The organism is Ensifer sp. KUDG1 (assembly GCF_050434285.1).
GTDB lineage: Bacteria > Pseudomonadota > Alphaproteobacteria > Rhizobiales > Rhizobiaceae > Ensifer.
Map to the genome: position 1 here is coordinate 211,638 of NZ_JBNDIG010000002.1, position 20,972 is coordinate 232,609.

Here is a 20,972-nt window from a genome sequence, read left to right on the forward strand (position 1 = left end):
GGCCACGATCAGAGATGCGCTACAATTTGAGGAAGAGAGCCGCCCGCATCCTTGCGGACGAGAAGGGCAACTTTACCGTTCTGACCGCGCTGATAGCGGTGCCGCTGCTGAGCGCCGCGTCGATCGCCATCAACCTGGCGCGGATCAACCTCGAGGCCGCCAAGATGCAGACGGCGCTCGATGCCGCTGCCTTTTCGGCGGTCAAATCCTACGGCGAGGGGGAGACCGAGGCCAGTGCCAGAGATCTCGCCAACAACGTCTTTTTCGCCAATTTCGGCCAGGCGGAGGCCGTCGACCAGATCGGCGCGGAAAGCGGCGTGTCGGTGGCGGCCGCGCCGGTGCAGATCGCCTTCGGCGCCGCCGGCGTCGAGACCACGGCGACCGCGGCCTACGCGCTGAAATACAATCCGCTCTTCTTCGGGCTGCAGCCCTATACGATCGACCGGGAAAGCGTTGCCGCGCGCATGCCGGGGCGGGAGGCCTGCATCCTGGCGCTGCACCCGACGGCGAGTCGAGCCTTCGAGGTCAGCGGCGGGGCGAGCGTCGACACGTCCGGCTGTACAATCACGTCGAACTCCACCGATGCGCAGTCGATCTATCTCAGCGGCTCGGCCACGCTCAAGGCCGAGTGTCTCTATGCCGCCGGCAAGGTGTCGGCGACGCTCGCCAATCTCCAGCTTGCCTGCGGCAAGGCGGTCGAGGAGGTGGCCCCGATTCCCGACCCCTTCCGGTCGAAGAAGATGCCGACCACGGGAGGCTGGGTGAGCCTTGCCGGCTGCGGCCAGAATTTCGTCGGCGGCGGTGGCGGCAACGGCGACTGCAACGGTATCGGCAAGACACCGAACAACGCGCCCGACACCTACCGCGTCGAGTTGAAGCCCGGCACCTATGGCACGCTCGAGATCAAGGGGAGGGTTCTTCTGAGGCCCGGCAATTACATCATCGACGGCGGCAGCCTGAAATTTACCAGTCAGTCGGTGCTGAGCGCCGAAGGGGTCACCTTCTTCCTCCTGAACGGCGCCCAGCTCGACATTCACGGCGGGGCGACCTTCCAGGTCAGCGCGCCGACGACCGGCGACTGGGCCGGCTTCTCAATCGTCGCCGGGCGCAACAATACGGCCACCGCGACCATCAACGGCAACAGCGCCTCGTCGCTCGCCGGCATCATCTACATGCCGGCGTCGCGCGAGATCCAGTATGCCGGCAACGGATCGACCGGCGGTGAATGCGTGCGCATCGTCGCCCAGGAGATCACCATGATCGGCAACAGCAGCTTCAAGCTGGATTGCAAGGCGGTGCTGGCCAACACCACCATCAACAATCCAGGTGCGATCCGGCTGGTGCGATAACGACGGACGCATCTTGCCTCCGGCCGTTGGGCCGGCGGCGTGATGGCTTGCCGGTGTCCAGGCGCGCTTTGCCCTCAGAAGCGGATGGACAGTCCGAGGATTGGACCTTGCTGGACCACGTCGAAGATGAAGCCGTCATTGTCGTAGTTGACGCCCAGCGCTCGATAACCGGCAATCGCCGAGATCGTGTCGTTGAAACGGTAGCCGAGGCCAAGGCCGACGTCCCAGTCGACGTCGGCGCCGCCGCCACCGACCAGGCCCCAGCCGGTCAGGTATATTTCCGGGGTGAAGAAGTAGTTGCCGCGCACGCCCACCATGCCGTCGACCCAGGTCTTGCGGTCATCGCGGCTGATACCGTCGAGCGGGCCGCCCTGGAAGGACATGGTGGTGTTGACCGACCAGATCCTGGCGCCGCCGACCACGTCGAGATGCGAGTTCTGATCCTCAAAGACCGTGTAACCGACACCGATGAGGCCGGCGAAGGTCTCCGATTCCACATCGACGGTATCGGTGAAGATGCCACGCGCTTTGCCGTCGCCGGAGAGCTTCGTATAAATCAGGTCGCCAAAGATGCTGAACCGGTCCTTTCGCGCCTCCAGGGTTGCCATGGCGGCGAAGTCGAGATTGCTCCAGATGTCGCTGAAGCTTGAATCGATGTGAACGGTCGGGAGCCCGAATTGCGCTGTGTCGCCGGAGAGACCCGCCATCCAGAAATAGGGCGCGAAGGTGAATTGCCAGCCGCTCTCGGTTTCTTCCACGGGGGCCGCGGGCGCCATCAGCGGCGTGATATCGGCGGCATGAACAGGCAGAAAGGGAACCAGGCTCAGGCAGGCCGCAAGGCCCAGTCGCGTAGAGATACTCATGAAACGCCTCCCGCTTGCGCAGTCCCTGGGAAACGATGCGCGCGTTTTCCGTCCGGTCCTGCTTACTCATAAGAGTTGTGCGTATCGACGGCAGAAGCCGCCGCCTCCAACATGGCCATCTTTATATAAGCGATTCCGAAAACAACCAATTTCCACCGCCAGTGCAATCCTTGGCTGACGAAATGGCCCCTGCTGTTGCAGGCGCCACACAGTCGCGTGGGATCTGATGAGGCGGACTCGGGCCCGTGGTCCGGTGCTGTGGCGGGATCAGCGCGGCTCGGTAGAGAGGGCAGGCGCGTTCGATTTCAGCCATTCGAGCACATAGACGCGCAGTGCCGAGGAGAGGTTGCTGTCGGGCGTGCGCTGGTCGTCGATCTCGGCGATCAGCTGGGCGAGCGGCATCTCGCGCCTCGCGGCAATCGTCTTCAGTTCCTGCCAGAAGGCGTCTTCAAGCGAGAAGCTGGTGCGGTGGCCGTGGAGCGTCGCGGAATGCTTACGGATCATCGCCCGGCCTTAGAGATTGATTCAAGGGATTGGCATTTCGAGTCCGGACATCGCCGCAAGTCCTTGCTCCGGAATCGCTTTTGCGGGCTCAGTCCTTGCCGGCGTCGCCTTCGTCTGCGGCAGGGCGCTCGATGCGGCCCTGGTCAAGGCGGGTTTCCGCCTTGTCGTTCAGCGCCTTCGTCAGGGATTTTTCGGCCTTGGTACGGCCGAAGGAGATGCGGTTCTGCTCGGCCTGCTTTTCCTTTTCCGTGCGCTCGCGGCGCTTGCGGAACTGGCGCAGATTGACGACGTCGCCGGTCATGAGCCGCGGCTCCTCGGATCAGTTCTTCTTTCGGAAGGAATCGAGCGAGACGACGGAGCCGCCGCCGTTCTTCGGCTCGGTGGGCTTGTCGTCCTTGGCCGAGGTCTCGGCATTTTCTTCCGGAACGGGGTAGGCGGTGATCTCCGCCGATTCCTGTTCTTCCTCCTCGCCGGCCGCCACGTCGAACTCCAGTTCGAAATTGACCGACGGGTCGTAGAAGCCGCGGATGGCGTTGAACGGGATGACCAGACGTTCCGGCGTGTCGGAGAAGGAGAGGCCGATCTCGAAGCCGACGTCCGTGACCTTCAGCTCCCAGAACTGGTGCTGGACGACGATGGTCATCTGTTCGGGATACTTGGCTTTCAGGTGCTGCGAGATGCGCACGCCCGGCGCGCCGGTGAGGAAGGTGATGAAGAAATGGTGTTCGCCCGGCAGGTGGCCGGTCGTCGCGACTTCGGTCAGGACCTTGCGGATGACGCTGCGGAGCGCGTCCTGTGCCAGAATGTCGTAGCGGATGTGGTCCTGGCCCATGAGTGTCCCGTCTTTCCTCGAACTCAATCTTACTTGTCGGCTGCCGGCACGACGTCTTGCCGTCGGCTTTTCATTGCCCGTCTGAAGCAGACGAGTCAATTATTCAAGCATCTATAGACCATTTCGAAGCGGGGGAGAAGGTGAAGGCTTCTGTTGCCAGGTGCCTTCGGACCCCGCCTTACGGTGCTACCCGGAAGGACTTGATTTGAAGTGTCGCACCGCGATTAAGCAGCGAGACGTGCTTCAGCATAGTTGTCGTTTGCAACTATAAGTTTAGCCCGATAACGGTGGTACAATGCCGAGCAAAAAGTCGATCTTTACGCCCTTGTCGATCCTATTTCGCCCCCATCAAAAGCCGATCCCGGAAGATCGGTTTTTGGTGGAGGCGCCGGGTACCGCCCCCGGGTCCAATGGGTTTATTTCATCGCCCGTTTATTGCCATAGCCGCCCGAAGACGGCAGGGTTCATATAGGTCTTTCCGGGGCTCAAGAAAAGGGGGATGTGTCGGATATATGACTTTCTCCCGGACTGGCTCGCGCCGAACTGCCTTGACTTGACCGGCATCCGTGAAAAACTCCCGCTGCTGCCACGCGGCCGGCATTGCCCGGCTGCAATTTCGAAAAGCAAAGCAAGCTGGAGGACTCATGACGGACTACCTCGCAGATGTGCAGAAATACGACAGCGGCGCCGACGAAGCGATCGTCAACAAGATCGTGCGCCACCTTGGCATTGCGCTTCGCAACCGGGATTCCTCGCTCGTTTCGGCCTCGGATCCGAAGGAGCTCGAGCGGGTCAGGGAGAAATGGTGCGAAAAGAAGCTCGGCATCAGCGGCGCCGATGCGGACAGTGCGATCGACGCCACCGTCAAGGCGATGTCGGCGGACCGGTCGAAATCGCGCGTCACCTTCTATTATCTGGTGGCCAAGAACCTCGGCAAGCTGCAGACCTTGTAGCGCCCCGCCGAATTATCCGGGATAATCGTCCCGTGGTCATTGGTTCGTCGCCGGCTTCGTCCTAAATTTAGGGAAAATACGAATCGGCGGCGCCAGACCATGCAGCAATATCTCGATCTTCTCGACCATGTGATGACCAACGGATCCGACCGGGGCGACCGGACCGGAACGGGCACGCGCTCGGTCTTCGGCCACCAGATGCGCTTCGACCTTTCCGAGGGCTTCCCGGTGCTGACGACCAAGAAGCTGCACCTGCGCTCGATCATCCATGAACTGCTGTGGTTCCTGAAGGGCGATACCAATATCCGCTACCTCAAGGAAAACGGCGTCACCATCTGGGACGAATGGGCCGACGAGAACGGCGACCTCGGCCCGGTCTACGGCTACCAGTGGCGCTCCTGGCCGGCACCGGACGGACGCCACATCGACCAGATTGCCGGCCTTGTCGAAAGCCTGAAGACCAACCCGAATTCGCGCCGCCACATCGTCTCGGCCTGGAACCCGGCGCTGGTCGACGAGATGGCGCTGCCGCCCTGCCATTGCCTGTTCCAGTTCTACGTCTCCGATGGCAAACTCTCCTGCCAGCTCTACCAGCGCTCGGCCGACATCTTTCTCGGCGTGCCCTTCAACATCGCCTCCTATGCGCTTTTGACGATGATGGTGGCGCAGGTGACGGGCCTGAAGCCGGGCGATTTCGTGCACACGCTCGGCGACGCACACATCTACCACAACCATTTCGAACAGGCCCGGCTGCAGCTCACCCGCACGCCGAAGGCGCTGCCGCGGATGGAAATCAATCCAGACGTGAAAGATCTCTTTTCCTTCCGTTTCGAAGACTTTACGCTCGTCGGCTACGAAGCCGATTCATCGATCAAGGCGCCGATCGCCGTCTGACATATCCTGATGCTGCGGGTGGCCGGTCCGCATTTCTGAAGTCTTCTCGATGCCGATGCCGCGCCACCCTTCGGGCGGGGCAGGTGCTTTCGTCGCCCATAGGCGCAGGGGCCGGCAATCCAAAGCTGAAGGGGCGGCCGGGGAGGGCTGTCGTCCAAGGGAGGTATCGATGCTCACACTCGTCCATGCGCCGCTGTCGCGATCCTCGCGCATCGTCTGGCTGCTTGAGGAGCTGGGCGCGGAATACGAGATCCGCTACGTCTCGATCCGCCGCTGGGACGGTTCCGGCGCGCCCGACGACAACAATCCGCATCCGCACAAGCAGGTGCCGGCGCTCATTCATAATGGCGCGGTGATCTGGGAGTCGGCCGCGGTCGTGCAATATCTCACCGACCTTCATCCCAACAGCAGCCTCGGCCGGCCGCCCGGACACAAGGAGCGCGGCGCCTATCTCTCCTGGCTTGCCTATTATGCGGGCGTGATCGAGCCGACGGCGCTCGCCCATATCTCGGGTGCGACCATCAACAATCCGGCGCAGGCACGGCTCTATAGCGAAATGTGCGCCCATGTGATCGATGTGCTCACCCGCCAGACCTATCTGCTCGGCGAAACGATGAGCGCGGCCGATCTGCTTCTAGCAAGCGCGCTGCAGTGGATGCGCAAGTTACTGCCGGAAAGCACGGTCGTCGATCGGTACATCCGCGTCGTGACGGACCGGGCCGCCCATGACCGGGCCAGAGAAATCGACAGCAAACCGAACGGGTTCCATGACTGAAACGAAGACCACTCATCCGAAGATATCGATCGTCGTCGCCGTTGCCGCCAACGGCGTCATCGGCCGCGATGGCGATCTGCCCTGGCGGCTTTCGACCGATCTCAAGCGCTTCAAGGCGCTCACGATCGGCAAGCCCGTGATCATGGGGCGCAAGACCTGGGCCTCGCTCGGGCGCCCGCTTCCCGGCCGCGCCAACATCGTCATCACCCGCAACGCGGATTTTGTCGCGGAAGGGGCAAGCGTCGTGCCGTCGCTCGATGCGGCGATCGCGCTTGCGGGCCGAGAGGCGCAGGCTGCGGGCGTGGACGAGATCTGCGTGATCGGCGGTGGCGAGATCTACCGCCAGTCGATTGCGCTGGCCGATATCCTGCACGTGACCGAGGTCCAGGCGACCGTGGATGGCGATACGCGCTTCCCCGATATCGATCTCGGCGTGTTCGAGAAGGTGTTCGAAGAGGATCTGCCGCAGGGTGAGAAGGACAGCCACGCCATGCATTTCGTCACGTTTAAGCGGCGTGCGACAGCCTGACGCGGCGGATCGTCAACTATTTTGAACCATTTACGGTGAACTCGGGTCTATCGCGTTGAAAGCGGTGCGGGTGATACCTATAACGGTTTCACATCATAAACGACCGTGCGGTGGCGCGGCCGTTTTGCGTGGGAAGTATTCAAAAGAGAGGTTTTGATGCCCTGGAGCAATCAGAATGGCGGCGGCGGTGGCCCATGGGGCGGCGGCGGCGGTGGCGGCAATCAGGGAGGTCCCTGGGGCCAGGGGCCAAACCGGCCGCGTGGCGGCAAGGGCGGCCCGCCGGATCTGGAAGAGATCATTCGCCGTGGCCAGGACCAGCTTAAGAACGTCGTTCCCGGCGGCTTCAATGGTGGCGTCTTCGCCATTATCGGCCTGCTGATCGTCGGTTTTGTCCTGATCAATTCGATCTACACGGTGCAGCCGGACGAGCGCGGCGTCGAGATGCGCTTCGGCAAGCCGAAGGACGAGATCTCGATGCCTGGCCTGCATTATCATTTCTGGCCATTCGAGACCGTCGAATTCGTCAAGATCACCGAGCAGCAGCAGAACATCGGCGGCCGCTCCAGCGGTCAGTCGAATTCCGGCCTGATGCTGACCGGCGACCAGAACATCGTCAACGTCCAGTTCTCGGTGCTTTATTCGGTCACCGATCCGAAGGCTTACCTCTTCAACGTCGAGAACCCGTCCGACACGCTGCAGCAGGTCGCCGAAAGCGCGATGCGCGAAGTCGTCGGTCGCCGTCCGGCGCAGGACATCTTCCGTGACAACCGTCAGGCGATCGCCGCGGACGTGAAGAGCACGATCCAGGCAACGATGGACACCTACGGTACCGGCGTTTCCGTCAACACGGTCGCGATCGAGGACGCCGCACCGCCGCGCGAAGTGGCCGATGCGTTCGACGAAGTGCAGCGCGCCGAGCAGGACGAAGACCGCTTCGTCGAAGAAGCCAACCAGTATGCCAACCAGGTGCTCGGCAAGGCACGCGGTCAGGGTGCGCAGATCCGCGAAGAAGCGGCCGCCTACAAGGACCGTGTCGTCAAGGAAGCACAGGGTGAGGCGCAGCGCTTCATCTCCGTCTATGACGAGTACTCCAAGGCGCCTGACGTGACCCGCAAGCGTCTCTATCTCGAAACCATGCAGGGCGTTCTCGGCAAGTCGAAGAAGGTCATCATCGACGAGAAGAACGGGCAGGGCGTTCTGCCATATCTGCCGCTGAATGAAATCGGTCGTCCGACGACGTCGGGTGCCGCAGCAGTTTCGGGAGCCGGCCAGTGATCAACAATCGTACCTCCGTTATCCTGATCCTGCTCGCCGTCGTCTTCGTCGGCATCTATTCCTCGGTCTTCGTCGTCAACGAGCGCCAGCAGGCGATCGTCGTGCGCTTCGGTCAGATCAAGGACGTCAAGAGCCAGCCGGGCCTCTACTTCAAGCTGCCCTTCGCCTTCATGGATGCCGACCGCGTCCAGTACGTCGAAGACCAGGCGCTGCGCTTCGACCTCGACAACATCCGTGTCCAGGTCTCGGGCGGCAAGTTCTATGAAGTCGACGCCTTCGTCGTCTACAAGATCTCCGATCCCCGTCGCTTCCGCGAAACGGTCTCGGGCGACCGCGATTCCGCGGAATCGCGCCTGCGCACCCGTCTCGACGCATCGCTGCGTCGCGTCTACGGTCTGCGTGGCTTCGAGGCGGCCCTTTCGGACGAGCGCGCATCAATGATGCGTGAAGTTCGCGCCGACCTCAAGGGCGATGCCGAGTCGCTCGGCCTCAACATCGAGGACGTCCGCATCCGTCGTACCGACCTGACGCAGGAAGTTTCGCAGCAGACCTACGACCGCATGAAGGCCGAACGTCTGGCGGAAGCCGAACTGATCCGCGCCCGCGGTAACGAAGAGGGCCAGCGCCGCCGCGCCATCGCCGACCGTCAGGTCGTCGAGATCGTCGCCGACGCCCAGCGCGATTCGGAAATCCTGCGCGGTGAGGGCGAAGCCGAACGGACGAAGACCTTTGCCGACGCCTTTGCGCGCGATCCGAAGTTCTTCGAATTCTACCGTTCGATGACGGCCTATACCCAGTCGATCGGTAGCCCCGACACGACGCTGGTGCTGTCGCCGCATTCCGAATTCTTCCGTTTCTTCAATGACTCGGAAGGCACCGCACCGGCTGCACCTGCGCAGCAGCCGGCCGGAAACTAGGCGGACCATGTCAGATTTTCTGACAGGATTTGCTTTCTTCCTGATCATCGAGGGGCTGGTGTACGCACTGGCCCCTTTGGTTTTGGTGGAAATGGCGAAGCGTTTGCCGTATGTCCCCGAACATCAGCTTCGACTGGCGGGGCTCGTTTGCGTGGCTGCCGGGGTCGGACTTGTATGGTTGCTTCGAGGATAATGCGAAATGCCACATAAACTGCTGATCCGGCTGGTCGATGCCGAATACGCCATCACCCGCCTCAATATCGGTTCCATCATGCCCGAATGGCTGCCGGGGCCAGGCTTCTGGACCGTGTCTAGCTCCCGCGAGGAGATGACGCTGGTCTGCCGGGCCGCCCGCGTTCCTTCCAGCGTCCAGAGTTCGCTCGGCTGGCGCTGCTTCCGTGTCGAGCAACATTTTGCCTTTGACGTGCCCGGCGTGCTCGCCTCGGTGCTCCGGCCGCTTTCGGATGCCGGCGTCGGCGTCTTTGCCAATTCGACCTTCAGCACCGACTACATCTTCGTTGCCGGCTCCGATCTCGACAAGGCGGTGCAGGCGCTGAAAGACCACGGCCACGAGCTCACCACCTGATCAGCCACGCCCGGCCTCGACGTAACGGCTTGGCCGGGAACGCCCGTCCTTTCGCACCCTTCTGCGCAAGGATCAGGAAATCGTGTTTGGACCCTTCCGAATTCCGCCTTATCTTCAGAGGAAGGTCGGACGTTGCGGTCTTGCGGCTTGCGTTTGTCAAATCCGCCGCATAAGCCCGGCCGGCGGTTTCGGTCGAGGCGGAATTATGCGAAGAATCAAAGTGCTATGGTGTGCCGGTGTCGCCGCACACAGCCAGAGGAGCTGAAGCGAATTGTCCACGCGATCAAAATCCCGAGTACACTCGCTTGGCGCGTCCCTGGGCGTTCTGGCGCTCGCAGGCGCGCTTGCCTTCAGCAGCACCGCACTCGCGCAGAACACGGCGATCCGCCCGCCGAGCAACGGCCCGGCCTCCGTTGCCGATCTCGCCGCCGGACTGCTGGATGCCGTCGTCAACATCGCGACGTCGCAGAAGGTCAAGAACGACGACGATGCGCCGGCGCCGCAGGTGCCGGAGGGCTCGCCCTACCAGCGCTATTTCGACGAATTCTTCAAGGGCCAGGGCAATCAGGGCGGTAACCGCCAGCGCACGGTCGAATCGCTCGGCTCCGGCTTCGTCATCGATCCCTCCGGCTATATCGTCACCAACAACCACGTGATCGAGGGCGCCGACGATATCGAGATCAACTTCGCCAATGGCAGCAAGCTGAAGGCCACGCTGGTCGGCAAGGATACCCAAACCGACCTCGCCGTCCTGAAGGTCGAACCGAAAGGGCCGCTGAAGGCCGTGCCCTTCGGGGATTCGCGCAAGATGCGCATCGGTGACTGGGTAATGGCGATCGGCAACCCGTTCGGCCTCGGCGGCTCCGTTTCCGTCGGCATCATCTCGGCGCGCGGCCGCAACATCAACGCCGGCCCCTATGACAATTTCATCCAGACGGACGCTGCGATCAATCGCGGCAATTCCGGCGGGCCGCTGTTCAACATGGCCGGCGAAGTGATCGGCATCAACACGGCGATCATCTCGCCGACGGGCGGTTCGATCGGCATCGGCTTCTCCGTGCCGACCGAACTTGCCGCCAATGTGGTGCTGCAGCTCAAGGACTTCGGCGAGACGCGGCGCGGCTGGCTCGGCGTGCGGGTCCAGCCGGTGAACGACGATATCGCCGAGAGCCTGAAGATGGACGCGCCGCGCGGCGCGCTCGTTTCCGGTATCATCGAGGGTGGACCGATCACGCACGGCGAGATCAAGGCCGGCGACGTCATCGTCAAATTCGATGGCCATGATGTCGGCGAGGTGCGCGACCTGAAACGCGTGGTCGCCGAAAGCCCCGTCGGCAAGGCGGTCGATGTGGTGGTGATCCGCGACGGCAAGGAACAGACAGTCAAGGTGACGCTCGGACGCCTCGAGGATGGCGCGCTTGCAAGTGCTGACGCAGCGACCGGCGACGAGGGGGCGAAGCCCGACAAGCCGGAGGCTGCACCGCTTCCAGCGACCGATGTCGTGCTCGGCATGAAGCTTGCGACGCTCAACGAAGAGGCGCGCAAGAAATACGGCATTGCCGAAGACATCGACGGCGTCGTGATCACCGAGGTGACACCGAATTCGGTCGCGGCAGAGCGGCGCGTGGAGCCGGGCGACGTCATCGTCGAGGTCGGTCAGGAGGCGATGGAGACGCCCGCCGACGTGGTCGATCGGGTCGAGGAGCTGAAATCCAGCGGCCGTCGCCACGCGCAGCTGTTGCTCTCCAACAAGACCGGCGAACTGCGCTTCGTCAGTGTCAGGGTGGAATAGGGCGCGTCGCGCCTTCCCTGATCCTGCGGCATCGGTCGAGGCCGATTGTCTGAGTCTTTTCAGTGGTATCGCCTCTGGGGCTGAGAAGCTGAATCCACCTCCTCAGGTTTTGATTCAAGGCTGCGGTCCGCTCGACGGGCCGCAGTGCGCTTGTAATGTGTATCAGGCGCAGCCCCTCATTTCGCTGCCGGGACCTTCTCGCCGATTGCGGGAAGAAGGGACGTTGCCGCGCCCGCTCGCAGACCTGCGCCATGCAACACTCTCTGAGCGATCCCGTGACTTCTCAGATCGTGCCGCAGCAGAGCGTTCGCGGTGGCGTACGTTCCCTCTCCCGTCGGCGGGGAGAGGGCTGGGCAGAGGGGGCATTCCCGAAGCGGTGAGGTGCCTTTCCTTCAGCAGTCGTTGCTCGCTTGCGTGGGGTGCGGGGACGACTTGCGTGCCGGCTGGAAAGTCATCAGCCTGAGAGCTTCGAACAGGATTTCGATGATCGTATGCATTGCCGCACCTCCTTTCCTGCAAGCATTTCACTCCACTTGCCGGCATCCCTCAAACGAGTTTACAGTCGCCTTCAGATAACTTGAGGTTATGCATGAAGCGTGGACGACTGCCCTTGACGGCGTTGCGGAGTTTCGAGGCGGCCGGGCGGCTGGAGAGTTTCACGCTGGCCGCGGCCGAACTCTTCGTCTCTCAGGCCGCGATCAGCCGGCAGGTGCGCGAACTCGAAGAGTTGATCGGCCGGCCGCTGTTTGAGCGGCACCACCGTAGCGTGGCGCTGACTGCCGATGGCCGTGCGCTGCTTGCGACGCTGACCTTGGCTTTCGACATGGTGAGCGAAAGTCTCGATGCGCTCTCCGGACGCCGACTGTCGCAGACGCTGAAGGTGAGCGCGGAGCCATCTTTTGCCGGCTGCTGGCTGGTGCCGCACCTTCAGGAGTTCCAGCGGGAGCACCCGGACATCGATCTGGTGATCGATGCCGATCCGCGACTTGCCGAGTTTCGCAGCGGCGAGGCCGACATCGCCATTCGCCACAGCCTGGCCTCGGAACGCTGGCCGCGGGTCGAGGCGCGACCGCTGGCGCGCGTGCAGATGATCCCGGTGATCGCGCCGGCACTTGCCACGGCCGGCCAGCCGCTCGACCGGCCAGAGGACCTCTTGCAGCATGCGCTCCTGCACGAGGACAACCGTGCGCTCTGGGAGCAATGGTTCGCGGCCGCGGGCGTGGCTCCGGTCAAGCTGGAGCGTGGCGCCATCTTTGCCGATGGCGCGATGGTGCTGCAGGCGACCGTCAGAGGCAGCGGCATCGGCCTGATCGACCGTGACCACGCGCTCGATGATCTCGCGGCCGGAAGGCTGATCCAGCCCTTCAACGTCACCGTTCCCTATGGCGCATTCTTTCTGGTGACGCGGCGTTTCGATGCTTTGTCGCAGGCAGCGCGGGCTTTTGTCGACTGGGTCGAGCGAAGCTATCCGGGGGCGGGGCGGCAGGCACGGTAAGCGCCGGCGTCCGCCACTGGCGTCTCTCCCTCGGCTTGCGGGGGGGGGGGCAGCGATGGGCACGCTCGAAAGCGCCGGCTTACGTCCCAGCCTTTGAACGGTGCGCGCGCCATTCCTCGGCGCTGATGGCGTAAAGCACGTGCCGGATCAGGGCCGGCTGGTCGGTTGGGACGCGGGGGTGATCGAAGTCGCGGCTTGGGTCGCGGTGCATGCCGATCCGTTGCATCACGGCGGTCGAGCGGGTGTTGGCGGGAACCGCGAAGGAGACGACCTCGCTCAAGCCCCTGTCCTCGAAGCCATAGCGCAGCAGGGCACTGGCCGCTTCGGTCACGTAGCCCTTGCCCCAGAAGGGCGTTGCCAGCCGCCAGCCGATTTCGACCGTTCCCTTGGGCAGGTGCGGTTCCAGATCCGTCAGCGCGAGGCCGCAGAAGCCGATCGGTCGGTCGTCGGCCTTGAGCGCCACGGCGAAGAAGCCGAAGCCGGTTTCGGCGATGCCCTTGCCGACGCGCGCAAAGAGCGCATCGGCCTCTTCGCGGCTGCGGCGGAAGGGAAAGAACTCCATGACCTTGGGGTCGCTGTTGATCGTGAAGAAGAGAGCGCGGTCGCTCTCCTTCCACGTCCGAATGCGAAGCCGCTCGGTCTCGGCGATGATCATCCCGCGAAATCCGTCTTGCGATAGCCCTGCAGATAGAGAAGGGCGGTCAGGTCGCCGTGGTCGATGCGCACCTTCGCCTGCTCGGCGACCACGGGTTTGGCATGCAGCGCCACGCCGGTGCCGGCAAGCTGGATCATGCCGAGATCGTTGGCACCGTCGCCGACGGCAAGCGCATCGTCGGTGGAGATGCCGAGGCGGTCTGCGATCTCGACCAGCGAGTCGACCTTGGCCTGCTTGCCGAGGATGGGATCGGCAACTTCGCCTGTGAGGATCCCGTCTTCGGCGATCAGCGTATTGGCGCGGTTCTCGTCAAAGCCGAGCATCTCGGCGATCGGGCCGGTGAAAACGGTGAAGCCGCCGGAGACGAGCGCGGTGTAATGGCCCTTGTTCTTCATCGTCGCGATCAGTTGTTTACCGCCCGGGGTCAGCGTGATGCGCTTGGCGATGACCTCGTCGACGACACCGAGCGGCAGGCCCTTCAGCAGAGCGACGCGTTCGATCAGTGCCGGCTCGAAGGCGATCTCGCCGTTCATGGCGCGGGCGGTGATCGCTGCCACCTTGTCTTTCAGGCCGACTTCGGCGGCGAGTTCGTCGATGCATTCCTGGCCGATCATGGTCGAGTCCATGTCGGCGATGAGCAGCTTCTTGCGGCGGCTTTCGGCCTCCTGCACGGCGACATCGACCGGCGCATCGCCCATCACGCCGCGCAGCACGGCTTCGGCCGCATCCGGATCGGTGCCGTCGGTCAGCGCGATATCGCAGGCGACGCCATCGGCGAGCCAATAGAGGCCGGATGCCTTGACGGCGTCAGCGGCGGCTTCCGCCAGTGCTGGCGTCAGAACAGGATTTGACGGATTGGCGATAAGCGTGGCAACGAGAGCCATGGACAACAACCTTGATACCGAGAGCGACGCGATCCTGATAACCGGGCCGACCGCCAGCGGCAAGTCTGCGCTTGCCGTCGAATTGGCGCGCCGGCACGGCGGCGTGGTCGTCAATGCCGACAGCATGCAGGTCTACGACACGCTGCGGCTTTTGACGGCGCGGCCGGACGAGGCCGACATGGGCGGCATCGAGCACTGTCTTTACGGCCATGTGCCGGCAGCATCCGCCTATTCCACCGGCGCTTGGGCACGCGAGGCGCAGGCTCTGGTCGCGCGGCTGAAGGGCGTGGGGCGCTTGCCGGTCTTCGTCGGCGGCACGGGGCTCTATTTCAAGGCACTGACCGGCGGGCTCTCGGATATGCCGGAAATCCCGGCAGCAATCCGGGAAAGGCTTCGCGAACGGCTGAAGGCGGAAGGGCCGGAGGCGCTTTATCGCGACCTTCAAGCCAGGGATCCGGAAACGGCGGCGACACTGAAGCCCGGCGACGGCCAGCGGATCGTGCGGGCGCTCGAAGTGGTGGAGGCGACCGGCAAGCCGATCCGCTTTTTCCAGCAGCAGACCGGGCTTGTCATCGTCGACCCGGACCGGGCCAAGAAATATGTGGTGCTGCCGGAGCGAAAGCTCCTGCACGATCGCATCAACCGGCGCTTCCAGTTGATGCTTGCCGGCGGCGCAATCGACGAGGTCAAGGCGCTGCTTTCCCTCCAGCTGCCGCCGGAAATGCCTGTTATGAAGGCGATCGGCGTCAGCCAGATCGCAGCCCTTCTGAAGGGCGAACTCGACGAGGCCGAGGTGGTCGAGTTGGGCGCTGCGGCCACGCGGCAATATGCCAAGCGCCAGATGACGTGGTTTCGTAACCAGCTCGACGACAGCTGGCAGCGCATTGCGAGCGCCGAGGAGGTGCTTTGACGAGCGGCGTTGCTGCGGATCAGTCGGCGAGGTTCAGCTGCCAGGACACGCCGAAGCGGTCGTTGACCCAGCTGAATCGCTGGCTGAAGCCGTAATTGCCGAGCGGCATCAACACCGCTCCGCCTTCGGCGAGCATGCCCGAGAGCGTGATGATCTCATCCTCGCTCTGGCATTCGACGAAGAAGGAAAAGGATGGGGTGAAGTCGAAGGCGTGCCTGACCGGGCTGTCGATACATTTGACCCGCTGCGCGCCGAGCCGGAAGAGCGCCACCTTGACGCTGCCTTCGGGACCTTGCTCGTCCGGGCCGTAGCGCTCGACCTCCAGCACCTCGGCATTGGGAAACAGCGAGACGTAGAAGGCCATGGCGGCGTCGGCGACGCCATCCTGGAACATCAGGAAAGGGGTGATGCTTGTGACCATGGCGCGCTCCCGTCCTCGTCGGCCGTTCGACAGCCTCTTAAGCGATACTACCCCAAGGTGTCGCCACGACAACGGGTGGCTTGCCCGATTGTTCCCACGTTGCTTCCGACCGTCGTCGTCACGCCAGCAGCGGCCACAGCACCAGTCCGATCCCGATGATGCTGGTCGCAAACAGGGCCGAGCGCAGCACGGGGATGCCGATCGCATAGGCGAACCAGAAGGCGAGCCGCGCCGAAAGCCAGACGATCGCACCGAGTTCCGTCGTCGCGTCGTTTGCGCCGGTGATTTCGACCGCCAGCAGCGCGGACGCAGCGAAGGGAAAAGTCTCGAGAAAATTTGCCTGTGCGCGCTTCAGCCGGCCGACCAGGGGTGTCGGCGGCGGCATGGCCACCTCGCGCGACGAGAGCGACCAGGCGAGTCCATGCTGGCGGGTCTGGAGTTGCGCCGCGACGAAAACCTGGACGATGCCGAAGACGCAGCCGAGCGCCAGAACGGTCATCTCAACACTCATGGCCGCGCTCCGAAAGCCGTCTCGGACGGCGCCAGTGAGTTCGCCCGGTCGCGCTTTGCCATCGTGCCTTCCTCCCTGCAATGTTTCGCTGGAAGGACGCTAACTCTTTGGTATGATATCGTAAATACGGACAAATAGGATAGTACGGAGGGCCGCCTGCATGACGGAACAAGCCGTGAAACCCGGACGTGGCGTAGGCCCGAAAGTGTCCAGCCTGACCGGGCTCGACATGAGCCATATCCGGCTCTGCCCCGCCATCGCCTTTACCCGGATCGTCGGCGGGCGCTACAAGCTGCACATCCTCTGCGTGCTCGAAGGCGGCACGCATCGCTATGGCGAGATTGGGCGCTCGCTGCTTCGGGGCGGGCTTGGAAAACCGATCACGCCGCGTGTTCTCAGCCGCGAATTGCGGGAGCTGGAGGAGCGCGGCCTGATCAGCCGTCGGGACTATCCGGTGGTGCCGCGCAAGGTGGAATACAGCCTGACCGACCAGGGCCGAGCGTTGATGCCGATCCTGGCCGAGATCGTCCGCTGGGGCGCGACCGGGGCGCACGAGGAAATCCTCGGGATCTGAGTTTTCCTGTCCAACCGGCTTCAATAGGGTTGCCGGTCTCCCGCCTTCACGAGCGAGAAGAAGAGGAAGCGCGGCTCGGTCGTGAGGCTTTTGTAGGCTTTCGGAAAGAGCGTGCGGGCGCGAGGATCGGGTTCAGGCTCGCTCACCGTCTCGATGGCAAAGCCGGCCGATTTGAACGCGTCGAACATGGCATGCAGCGGGCGGTGCCAGAAGCGCATGTGGATGGTCCTGCCGCCGCGTTCCCAGGTATCGTCGAAGCAATAGGTCTCGAAGTAGTTGTCGTGACCGGAGAGCGGGTGGTCCATGAACGGGTGATGGGTGGAAAGAACCAGCCGGCCGCCCTTCGCCAGAACGCGGTTGAATTCCAGAAGCGGAAGCGACCAGTCCTCCAGATAGTGCATGACGAGCGATGCCACGACGAGATCGAAGGCGCCGTCGTCAAATGGCAGGGGTTCGCTCAGATCGGCCAGCAGCAATCGCGCACCCCCTTCGAGGCGACGCCGGGCGATTTCCAGCAGACCGGCGCTCCGGTCGATGCCCGTCACCGTGGCGCCGCGCGCGATCAGCGCTGCTGCATGCGCGCCGCCGCCGCAGCCGGCGTCGAGCACCCGAAGGCCGGCAACGTCGCCGGCGAGAGACAGCGTCGCCGGCCGCTCGTAATAGGCGTTCCAGGCATTGTTTTCATTGTCGGCATCATAGTCTGCCGCAAAGGCGTCGTAGTCGTTTTCAGACAAGATTGTTCCTCCGCTGCCCGCCGGAAGGCGCCATTCGGCTGTCGAAGCGATTGAAATGACTATCCTATCGGCCGGTGCCGCGATCGGGCAAGGCCGAATGTGCGGTGCCGCCTGGTCGGCCGGTGCCGCAAACTATGGCTTGCGGATGATGCTGCCGAGCGGGCGCTTCAACAGGCTTTCGCGAAGCGAGCCTTGGCGCGGGCGCTCGCCGGACGCGGGGTCCGGGCGGCGTTGGTCGGTCGCGGGCGGCTCGTTCAGGAGCTGCTGGCGGATCTGGTTGAAGCGCTCCAGCTCCGGGTTGACGGGCGCAGGCGCGCGCGGAAGCATGTCCGGACGATAGGGCTCGATTTCGACCTGTGGCTCGCTGAGGCCCTGTTGCGGCTTTGTTTCTGCCGTGGCGCCCAGTTCCGCTTCCCAGCGCTGTTCTTCGCTGGCGGTCTGTGCAGCGATGTAGCTCTGCTGGAAGTTCGAAATATCCGGCCCGTTGATGGCGCGCATCCGGCTGACGATCGCGCGCAGGTCGACGGTCGGCGGATGGTCCTCGTCGATGCGGTCGATGATCCCGTGGGCGCGCGGCAGGCGCTCCTCGGCAATGCGGGAAAAGCGCATGCGCATCGGCACGGCGACAGCCTCACCGAACGCGATCGCCTCGCCGTTGCCGATCGAGGAAATGAAGCTGGTGGTCGAGGTCGACGAGTTCGGAATGGCCGAGCGGATGATGTCCTGGTCGCGGTCGTTGGCAAGGCGCATGGCAAAGACCGTCGAGCACTGCGACAGGATCGTCGGATCGAGTTCGCCGGGGCGCTGGGTGATGATGCCGAGCGAGACGCCGTATTTGCGGCCCTCCTTGGCGATGCGGGCGATCGCCTGGCGGGTCGGCAGAAAGCCGAGCGACGGATCGGCCGGAACGTAGCGGTGCGCCTCTTCGCAGACGACGAGCATGTGGATGCCGCCATTGCTCCAGAGTCCGATTTCAAACGCCATGCGGCAAAGCACTGAGGCAACGGAGTTGACGACTTCCGAGGGGATGCCGGCGAGCTGGAAGGTGGCGATCGGCCGCCCGTCGCCGGGAATGCGAAACACCCGGGCGATCGTGTCTTGGATGGTGTCGGTGATCGTGTTCGAGGAGAACATGAAATGATAGCGCGGATCGTTGATCGCCGAGACGATCTTGACCTTGAGCGAGCGCAGATGCGGCTTGTCGTTGCGCCCTTCGAGCCGGCCGATGCGCTCGTCGATCAGCGCGAGCAGGTCGGCGATGCGGTAGGGCACCGGCGTGTCGGCGGTGATCGAGCTCTTTTCGGTCTGTCGGCGCACGATGCCGTCGCTGCCACCGCCACGGAAGGCCTTCTTCGCCTCGGGGATGATGTCGCGCAGCATGTCGAGTTCGTCCGGCGGCGCCGGACGGCCGCGGAAGATCACTTCGGCGAACTCGTCAAGCCGGAAGAACCAGAACGGCAGGTCGAGCGTATCGGTGTCGATGACGACGGCAAGGTCGGGGAAGGCGGCGGCGAATTCGTTGTGCGGGTCGAGGATCAGCACGCGCAGCTTCGGATCGGCCGATATCGCCTTGTTGAGCAGCAGCGTGACGGCGGTCGACTTGCCGACGCCGGTCGTGCCGACGATGGCGAAATGCTTGGCGAGCATCGAGGGCACGTGGATCGTGGCGTCGAGGCTCTCGTCCTGGGTCAGCTTGCCGATGATGCAGCTGTCGTTGCGGCCGGAATCGTAGATGCGCGCAAGGTCGGCAGCGCGGATGCGGTGGGCGATGGCGCCGAGATAGGGGTATTGGCTGATGCCGGCGGAAAACTCCTCGCGACCGTCAGGCCCCCTGTGGACCTCGCCCATCAGCTCGACTTCGATCCGGAAGGTGTTGTTGGCCTCTTCGCCCCACTCGCTGGAGGCTGTCTGCATCGAATAGACCAGCGCCACCACGCGGTTCCTGCCGACGGAAATGGAGATCAGCCGGCCGACGGACCAGAGTTCGGTCAGCGACGTCTCGCCGCTTTCAGCAATGGCGGCGATCGTGGCGCGCGCACCGTTGCAGGCAACCACCCGTCCGAGGAAACGGTTGCCAGGCTTCAGGCCATCACGGCGATCCTGCTCTCCGGCACGGATCGAGGAATGAAGTTCATTGTTCAGCAACGCGAGAAACCCCGGCAATACGGCGCTTCATGTTAGCCAAGGGGATTTAATAAGTGGTTTCGCAGGGTTTGCGCCGTGAAGGGGCGCTCACTGCGCTGGAGCGGATCTCAGCGCACCGGCCCGTACTTTCAACGCGCGGCTGCAGGACTTGACGAAAGTCAATGCGGGCTCATGCCGAACGCGGGATAATTACAGTGCGTTCAAGCGACTCGTCTTGCGAACCGGGAGGGCGCTTCGGACTGCGGGTGCTCAAGGGGCTAGGGGGAAACGGCCATGAGCGATGCACTGGATCATTTTCGTCGTACACCCATTCTCTGGCTGATCGTCTTCGTGCCCATCGCCATCGCCGGCGAGCATATCTGGCCGGACGCCCATACGCTGCTCTTCCTGCTGTCGGTGGCGGCGATCGTGCCGCTGGCCGCACTTTTGAGCCAGGCGACGGAGGCGGTCGCGTCCCGCACCGGCGACACGGTGGGTGCACTGCTCAATGCGACGCTCGGCAACCTGACGGAGCTTGTCATTGCGCTGATGGCGCTCGCCGCCGGCCAGTATCTGCTGGTCAAGGCCTCGATCGCCGGCGCCATCGTCACCAACACGCTGTTCATGCTCGGTGGTTCGTTTCTCCTTGGCGGGCTCAAGTTTCACCTGCAGGAGTTCAACCGGGTGAATGCGCGGTTTCTGTCGAGCCTGCTGTTCATGGCGACGATTGCCGTGCTCGTGCCGTCGTTGATCGGGGCTGCCGACGGCCAGCCGCAGGCAGCCTTCACCCAGCAACTGAGCGCCGGTCTCTCCGTCGTACTCATCATAGCCTATGGGCTCTGGATGCTGTTTTCGCTGAAGACCCACAGCGAGCTTTTCGCCTCGGCTGCATCGGAGCATGGCGGCGATGAACCGCATTGGCCGCTTTCGGTGGGTATCGTCGTCCTGCTGGTGGTGACGGTTCTTGTGGCGCTCGTCAGCGAAGTCTTCGTCAGCTCGGTGCAGGTGGCGGCCGAAGAGCTTGGCATGACGCCGGCCTTTGTCGGCTTCGTCGTCGTCGCGCTCGTGGGCGCTGCCGCCGAGATGGCGACGGCTTTCTCCGCGGCGCGCAAGGATCGGCTCGACCTCAGCGTCGGCATTGCGCTCGGCAGCGCCGTGCAGATTGCGCTCTTCGTGGCGCCGCTGCTGGTGCTCCTGAGTTACGTGCTCGGGCCGCAACCGATGGACCTGCAGTTCTGGCCGGGGGCGATCGTGATGATGCTGGTCTCGACCATGGCCGCGACGCTGCTTTCCAACGGCGGGCGGTCCGCCTGGTACATGGGCGTGCTGGCGCTCACCGTCTATGTGATCTTTGGCATGACGCTGTTCCTGCTGCCGCCGCAGGTCCAGCCCTGA

24 protein-coding genes and 1 other RNA gene are annotated in these 20,972 nt (G+C 63.5%); 14 read left to right on the forward strand and 11 right to left on the reverse strand.

All coding sequences use genetic code 11. The features are described from left to right. Positions 1 to 14: 14 nt before the first annotated feature. Positions 15 to 1,349, forward strand: coding sequence for a TadE/TadG family type IV pilus assembly protein (locus M2267_RS06390; RefSeq protein ID WP_429113310.1), 1,335 nt, complete (start codon positions 15 to 17; stop codon positions 1,347 to 1,349). 74 nt (positions 1,350 to 1,423) lie between these two features. On the opposite strand, the gene M2267_RS06395 is transcribed toward M2267_RS06390, so the two are convergent. From M2267_RS06395 to ssrA, 5 genes are all read right to left on the reverse strand, one after another. Further along, positions 1,424 to 2,212, reverse strand: coding sequence for a hypothetical protein (locus M2267_RS06395; RefSeq protein WP_156134195.1), 789 nt, complete (start codon positions 2,210 to 2,212; stop codon positions 1,424 to 1,426). Between the two features lie 267 nt (positions 2,213 to 2,479). After that, the gene (locus tag M2267_RS06400; RefSeq protein ID WP_429113312.1) at positions 2,480 to 2,716 is read right to left on the reverse strand and encodes a ribbon-helix-helix domain-containing protein; all 237 of its coding nucleotides are present in this window, start codon (positions 2,714 to 2,716) and stop codon (positions 2,480 to 2,482) included. Between the two features lie 88 nt (positions 2,717 to 2,804). Further along, positions 2,805 to 3,017, reverse strand: a complete 213-nt coding sequence (locus M2267_RS06405; RefSeq protein ID WP_043621476.1) for a DUF4169 family protein — start codon at positions 3,015 to 3,017, stop codon at positions 2,805 to 2,807. Positions 3,018 to 3,035: 18 nt separating this feature from the next. Next, positions 3,036 to 3,548 (reverse strand): SspB family protein, encoded by a 513-nt coding sequence (locus M2267_RS06410; RefSeq protein ID WP_043621479.1) that lies wholly within the window; start codon positions 3,546 to 3,548, stop codon positions 3,036 to 3,038. A gap of 139 nt (positions 3,549 to 3,687) precedes the next feature. Continuing rightward, positions 3,688 to 4,046, reverse strand: a transfer-messenger RNA (tmRNA) gene (gene ssrA, locus M2267_RS06415). A gap of 146 nt (positions 4,047 to 4,192) precedes the next feature. Between ssrA and M2267_RS06420 the strand changes: the two genes are divergently transcribed. The 10 genes from M2267_RS06420 (at position 4,193) to M2267_RS06465 (ending at position 12,764) form a co-directional block, all read left to right on the forward strand. Next, entirely contained in the window at positions 4,193 to 4,501 is a 309-nt protein-coding gene (locus M2267_RS06420) for a DUF2853 family protein (RefSeq protein WP_043621481.1), read from the forward strand. A gap of 99 nt (positions 4,502 to 4,600) precedes the next feature. Next, positions 4,601 to 5,395: a thymidylate synthase gene (locus M2267_RS06425; protein ID WP_060515960.1), complete on the forward strand. Its 795-nt coding sequence runs from the start codon at positions 4,601 to 4,603 to the stop codon at positions 5,393 to 5,395. Between the two features lie 169 nt (positions 5,396 to 5,564). Beyond that, positions 5,565 to 6,170 (forward strand): glutathione S-transferase, encoded by a 606-nt coding sequence (locus tag M2267_RS06430; RefSeq protein WP_192446702.1) that lies wholly within the window; start codon positions 5,565 to 5,567, stop codon positions 6,168 to 6,170. Then, positions 6,163 to 6,699 (forward strand): dihydrofolate reductase, encoded by a 537-nt coding sequence (locus M2267_RS06435; RefSeq protein WP_043621490.1) that lies wholly within the window; start codon positions 6,163 to 6,165, stop codon positions 6,697 to 6,699. The genes M2267_RS06430 and M2267_RS06435 overlap by 8 nt, the downstream gene beginning before the upstream one ends. A 156-nt stretch (positions 6,700 to 6,855) precedes the next feature. Beyond that, on the forward strand, positions 6,856 to 7,974 hold the full coding sequence (gene hflK, locus M2267_RS06440) for an FtsH protease activity modulator HflK (protein ID WP_034792611.1): 1,119 nt from the start codon (positions 6,856 to 6,858) through the stop codon (positions 7,972 to 7,974). Then, entirely contained in the window at positions 7,971 to 8,891 is a 921-nt protein-coding gene (gene hflC / locus M2267_RS06445) for a protease modulator HflC (protein ID WP_043621493.1), read from the forward strand. The genes hflK and hflC overlap by 4 nt, the downstream gene beginning before the upstream one ends. 7 nt (positions 8,892 to 8,898) lie before the next feature. After that, on the forward strand, positions 8,899 to 9,084 hold the full coding sequence (locus M2267_RS06450; RefSeq protein ID WP_034792618.1) for a DUF2065 domain-containing protein: 186 nt from the start codon (positions 8,899 to 8,901) through the stop codon (positions 9,082 to 9,084). 6 nt (positions 9,085 to 9,090) lie between these two features. Next, entirely contained in the window at positions 9,091 to 9,477 is a 387-nt protein-coding gene (locus M2267_RS06455) for an ACT domain-containing protein (protein WP_043621496.1), read from the forward strand. A 271-nt stretch (positions 9,478 to 9,748) separates the two neighbouring features. Then, the gene (locus M2267_RS06460; protein ID WP_082006127.1) at positions 9,749 to 11,269 is read left to right on the forward strand and encodes a DegQ family serine endoprotease; all 1,521 of its coding nucleotides are present in this window, start codon (positions 9,749 to 9,751) and stop codon (positions 11,267 to 11,269) included. Positions 11,270 to 11,858: 589 nt separating this feature from the next. Next, complete coding sequence (locus tag M2267_RS06465) at positions 11,859 to 12,764, forward strand: LysR substrate-binding domain-containing protein (protein ID WP_429113319.1); 906 nt, start codon at positions 11,859 to 11,861, stop codon at positions 12,762 to 12,764. 79 nt (positions 12,765 to 12,843) lie between these two features. Here the strand turns inward: M2267_RS06465 and M2267_RS06470 are convergent, their stop codons facing one another. Together M2267_RS06470 and serB are read right to left on the reverse strand one after the other, a co-directional pair. After that, positions 12,844 to 13,419: a GNAT family N-acetyltransferase gene (locus M2267_RS06470; protein WP_429113322.1), complete on the reverse strand. Its 576-nt coding sequence runs from the start codon at positions 13,417 to 13,419 to the stop codon at positions 12,844 to 12,846. Continuing rightward, a complete protein-coding gene (gene serB, locus M2267_RS06475; protein ID WP_429113325.1) occupies positions 13,416 to 14,303 on the reverse strand; it encodes a phosphoserine phosphatase SerB in 888 nt (295 codons plus the stop codon). Before serB ends, M2267_RS06470 begins: the two co-directional genes overlap by 4 nt. On the opposite strand from serB, the gene miaA reads away from it, so the two are divergent. Further along, positions 14,302 to 15,213, forward strand: a complete 912-nt coding sequence (gene miaA, locus M2267_RS06480; RefSeq protein WP_429113328.1) for a tRNA (adenosine(37)-N6)-dimethylallyltransferase MiaA — start codon at positions 14,302 to 14,304, stop codon at positions 15,211 to 15,213. The two genes, serB and miaA, sit on opposite strands and share 2 nt — an antisense overlap. Positions 15,214 to 15,232: 19 nt before the next feature. On the opposite strand, the gene M2267_RS06485 is transcribed toward miaA, so the two are convergent. Both M2267_RS06485 and M2267_RS06490 read right to left on the reverse strand, forming a co-directional pair. Next, positions 15,233 to 15,634 (reverse strand): VOC family protein, encoded by a 402-nt coding sequence (locus M2267_RS06485; RefSeq protein ID WP_402318981.1) that lies wholly within the window; start codon positions 15,632 to 15,634, stop codon positions 15,233 to 15,235. 118 nt (positions 15,635 to 15,752) lie between these two features. After that, the gene (locus tag M2267_RS06490) at positions 15,753 to 16,145 is read right to left on the reverse strand and encodes an MAPEG family protein (protein WP_429113330.1); all 393 of its coding nucleotides are present in this window, start codon (positions 16,143 to 16,145) and stop codon (positions 15,753 to 15,755) included. A 160-nt stretch (positions 16,146 to 16,305) separates the two neighbouring features. Between M2267_RS06490 and M2267_RS06495 the strand changes: the two genes are divergently transcribed. Next, positions 16,306 to 16,719, forward strand: coding sequence for a winged helix-turn-helix transcriptional regulator (locus M2267_RS06495; RefSeq protein ID WP_429113333.1), 414 nt, complete (start codon positions 16,306 to 16,308; stop codon positions 16,717 to 16,719). 20 nt (positions 16,720 to 16,739) lie between these two features. On the opposite strand, the gene M2267_RS06500 is transcribed toward M2267_RS06495, so the two are convergent. Both M2267_RS06500 and M2267_RS06505 read right to left on the reverse strand, forming a co-directional pair. Next, positions 16,740 to 17,453 carry a class I SAM-dependent methyltransferase gene (locus M2267_RS06500; RefSeq protein ID WP_429113334.1) on the reverse strand — a complete coding sequence of 238 codons (714 nt, stop codon included), beginning with the start codon at positions 17,451 to 17,453 and terminating at the stop codon, positions 16,740 to 16,742. Between the two features lie 132 nt (positions 17,454 to 17,585). Further along, positions 17,586 to 19,598: an ATP-binding protein gene (locus M2267_RS06505; RefSeq protein WP_043621542.1), complete on the reverse strand. Its 2,013-nt coding sequence runs from the start codon at positions 19,596 to 19,598 to the stop codon at positions 17,586 to 17,588. A 273-nt stretch (positions 19,599 to 19,871) separates the two neighbouring features. Here M2267_RS06505 and cax point away from each other — a divergent pair, with 273 nt between their 5' ends. Beyond that, positions 19,872 to 20,972, forward strand: coding sequence for a calcium/proton exchanger (gene cax / locus M2267_RS06510; RefSeq protein ID WP_429113337.1), 1,101 nt, complete (start codon positions 19,872 to 19,874; stop codon positions 20,970 to 20,972).

Coding starts and splice junctions, on each gene's coding strand:
- M2267_RS06390 (WP_429113310.1), top strand. CDS start 15: ATGCGCTACAATTTGAGGAAGAGAGCCGCCCGCATCCTTGCGGACGAG.
- M2267_RS06395 (WP_156134195.1), bottom strand. CDS start 2,212: ATGAGTATCTCTACGCGACTGGGCCTTGCGGCCTGCCTGAGCCTGGTT.
- M2267_RS06400 (WP_429113312.1), bottom strand. CDS start 2,716: ATGATCCGTAAGCATTCCGCGACGCTCCACGGCCACCGCACCAGCTTC.
- M2267_RS06405 (WP_043621476.1), bottom strand. CDS start 3,017: ATGACCGGCGACGTCGTCAATCTGCGCCAGTTCCGCAAGCGCCGCGAG.
- M2267_RS06410 (WP_043621479.1), bottom strand. CDS start 3,548: ATGGGCCAGGACCACATCCGCTACGACATTCTGGCACAGGACGCGCTC.
- M2267_RS06420 (WP_043621481.1), top strand. CDS start 4,193: ATGACGGACTACCTCGCAGATGTGCAGAAATACGACAGCGGCGCCGAC.
- M2267_RS06425 (WP_060515960.1), top strand. CDS start 4,601: ATGCAGCAATATCTCGATCTTCTCGACCATGTGATGACCAACGGATCC.
- M2267_RS06430 (WP_192446702.1), top strand. CDS start 5,565: ATGCTCACACTCGTCCATGCGCCGCTGTCGCGATCCTCGCGCATCGTC.
- M2267_RS06435 (WP_043621490.1), top strand. CDS start 6,163: ATGACTGAAACGAAGACCACTCATCCGAAGATATCGATCGTCGTCGCC.
- hflK (WP_034792611.1), top strand. CDS start 6,856: ATGCCCTGGAGCAATCAGAATGGCGGCGGCGGTGGCCCATGGGGCGGC.
- M2267_RS06450 (WP_034792618.1), top strand. CDS start 8,899: ATGTCAGATTTTCTGACAGGATTTGCTTTCTTCCTGATCATCGAGGGG.
- M2267_RS06455 (WP_043621496.1), top strand. CDS start 9,091: ATGCCACATAAACTGCTGATCCGGCTGGTCGATGCCGAATACGCCATC.
- M2267_RS06465 (WP_429113319.1), top strand. CDS start 11,859: ATGAAGCGTGGACGACTGCCCTTGACGGCGTTGCGGAGTTTCGAGGCG.
- M2267_RS06470 (WP_429113322.1), bottom strand. CDS start 13,419: ATGATCATCGCCGAGACCGAGCGGCTTCGCATTCGGACGTGGAAGGAG.
- miaA (WP_429113328.1), top strand. CDS start 14,302: ATGGACAACAACCTTGATACCGAGAGCGACGCGATCCTGATAACCGGG.
- serB (WP_429113325.1), bottom strand. CDS start 14,303: ATGGCTCTCGTTGCCACGCTTATCGCCAATCCGTCAAATCCTGTTCTG.
- M2267_RS06485 (WP_402318981.1), bottom strand. CDS start 15,634: ATGGTCACAAGCATCACCCCTTTCCTGATGTTCCAGGATGGCGTCGCC.
- M2267_RS06490 (WP_429113330.1), bottom strand. CDS start 16,145: ATGAGTGTTGAGATGACCGTTCTGGCGCTCGGCTGCGTCTTCGGCATC.
- M2267_RS06495 (WP_429113333.1), top strand. CDS start 16,306: ATGACGGAACAAGCCGTGAAACCCGGACGTGGCGTAGGCCCGAAAGTG.
- cax (WP_429113337.1), top strand. CDS start 19,872: ATGAGCGATGCACTGGATCATTTTCGTCGTACACCCATTCTCTGGCTG.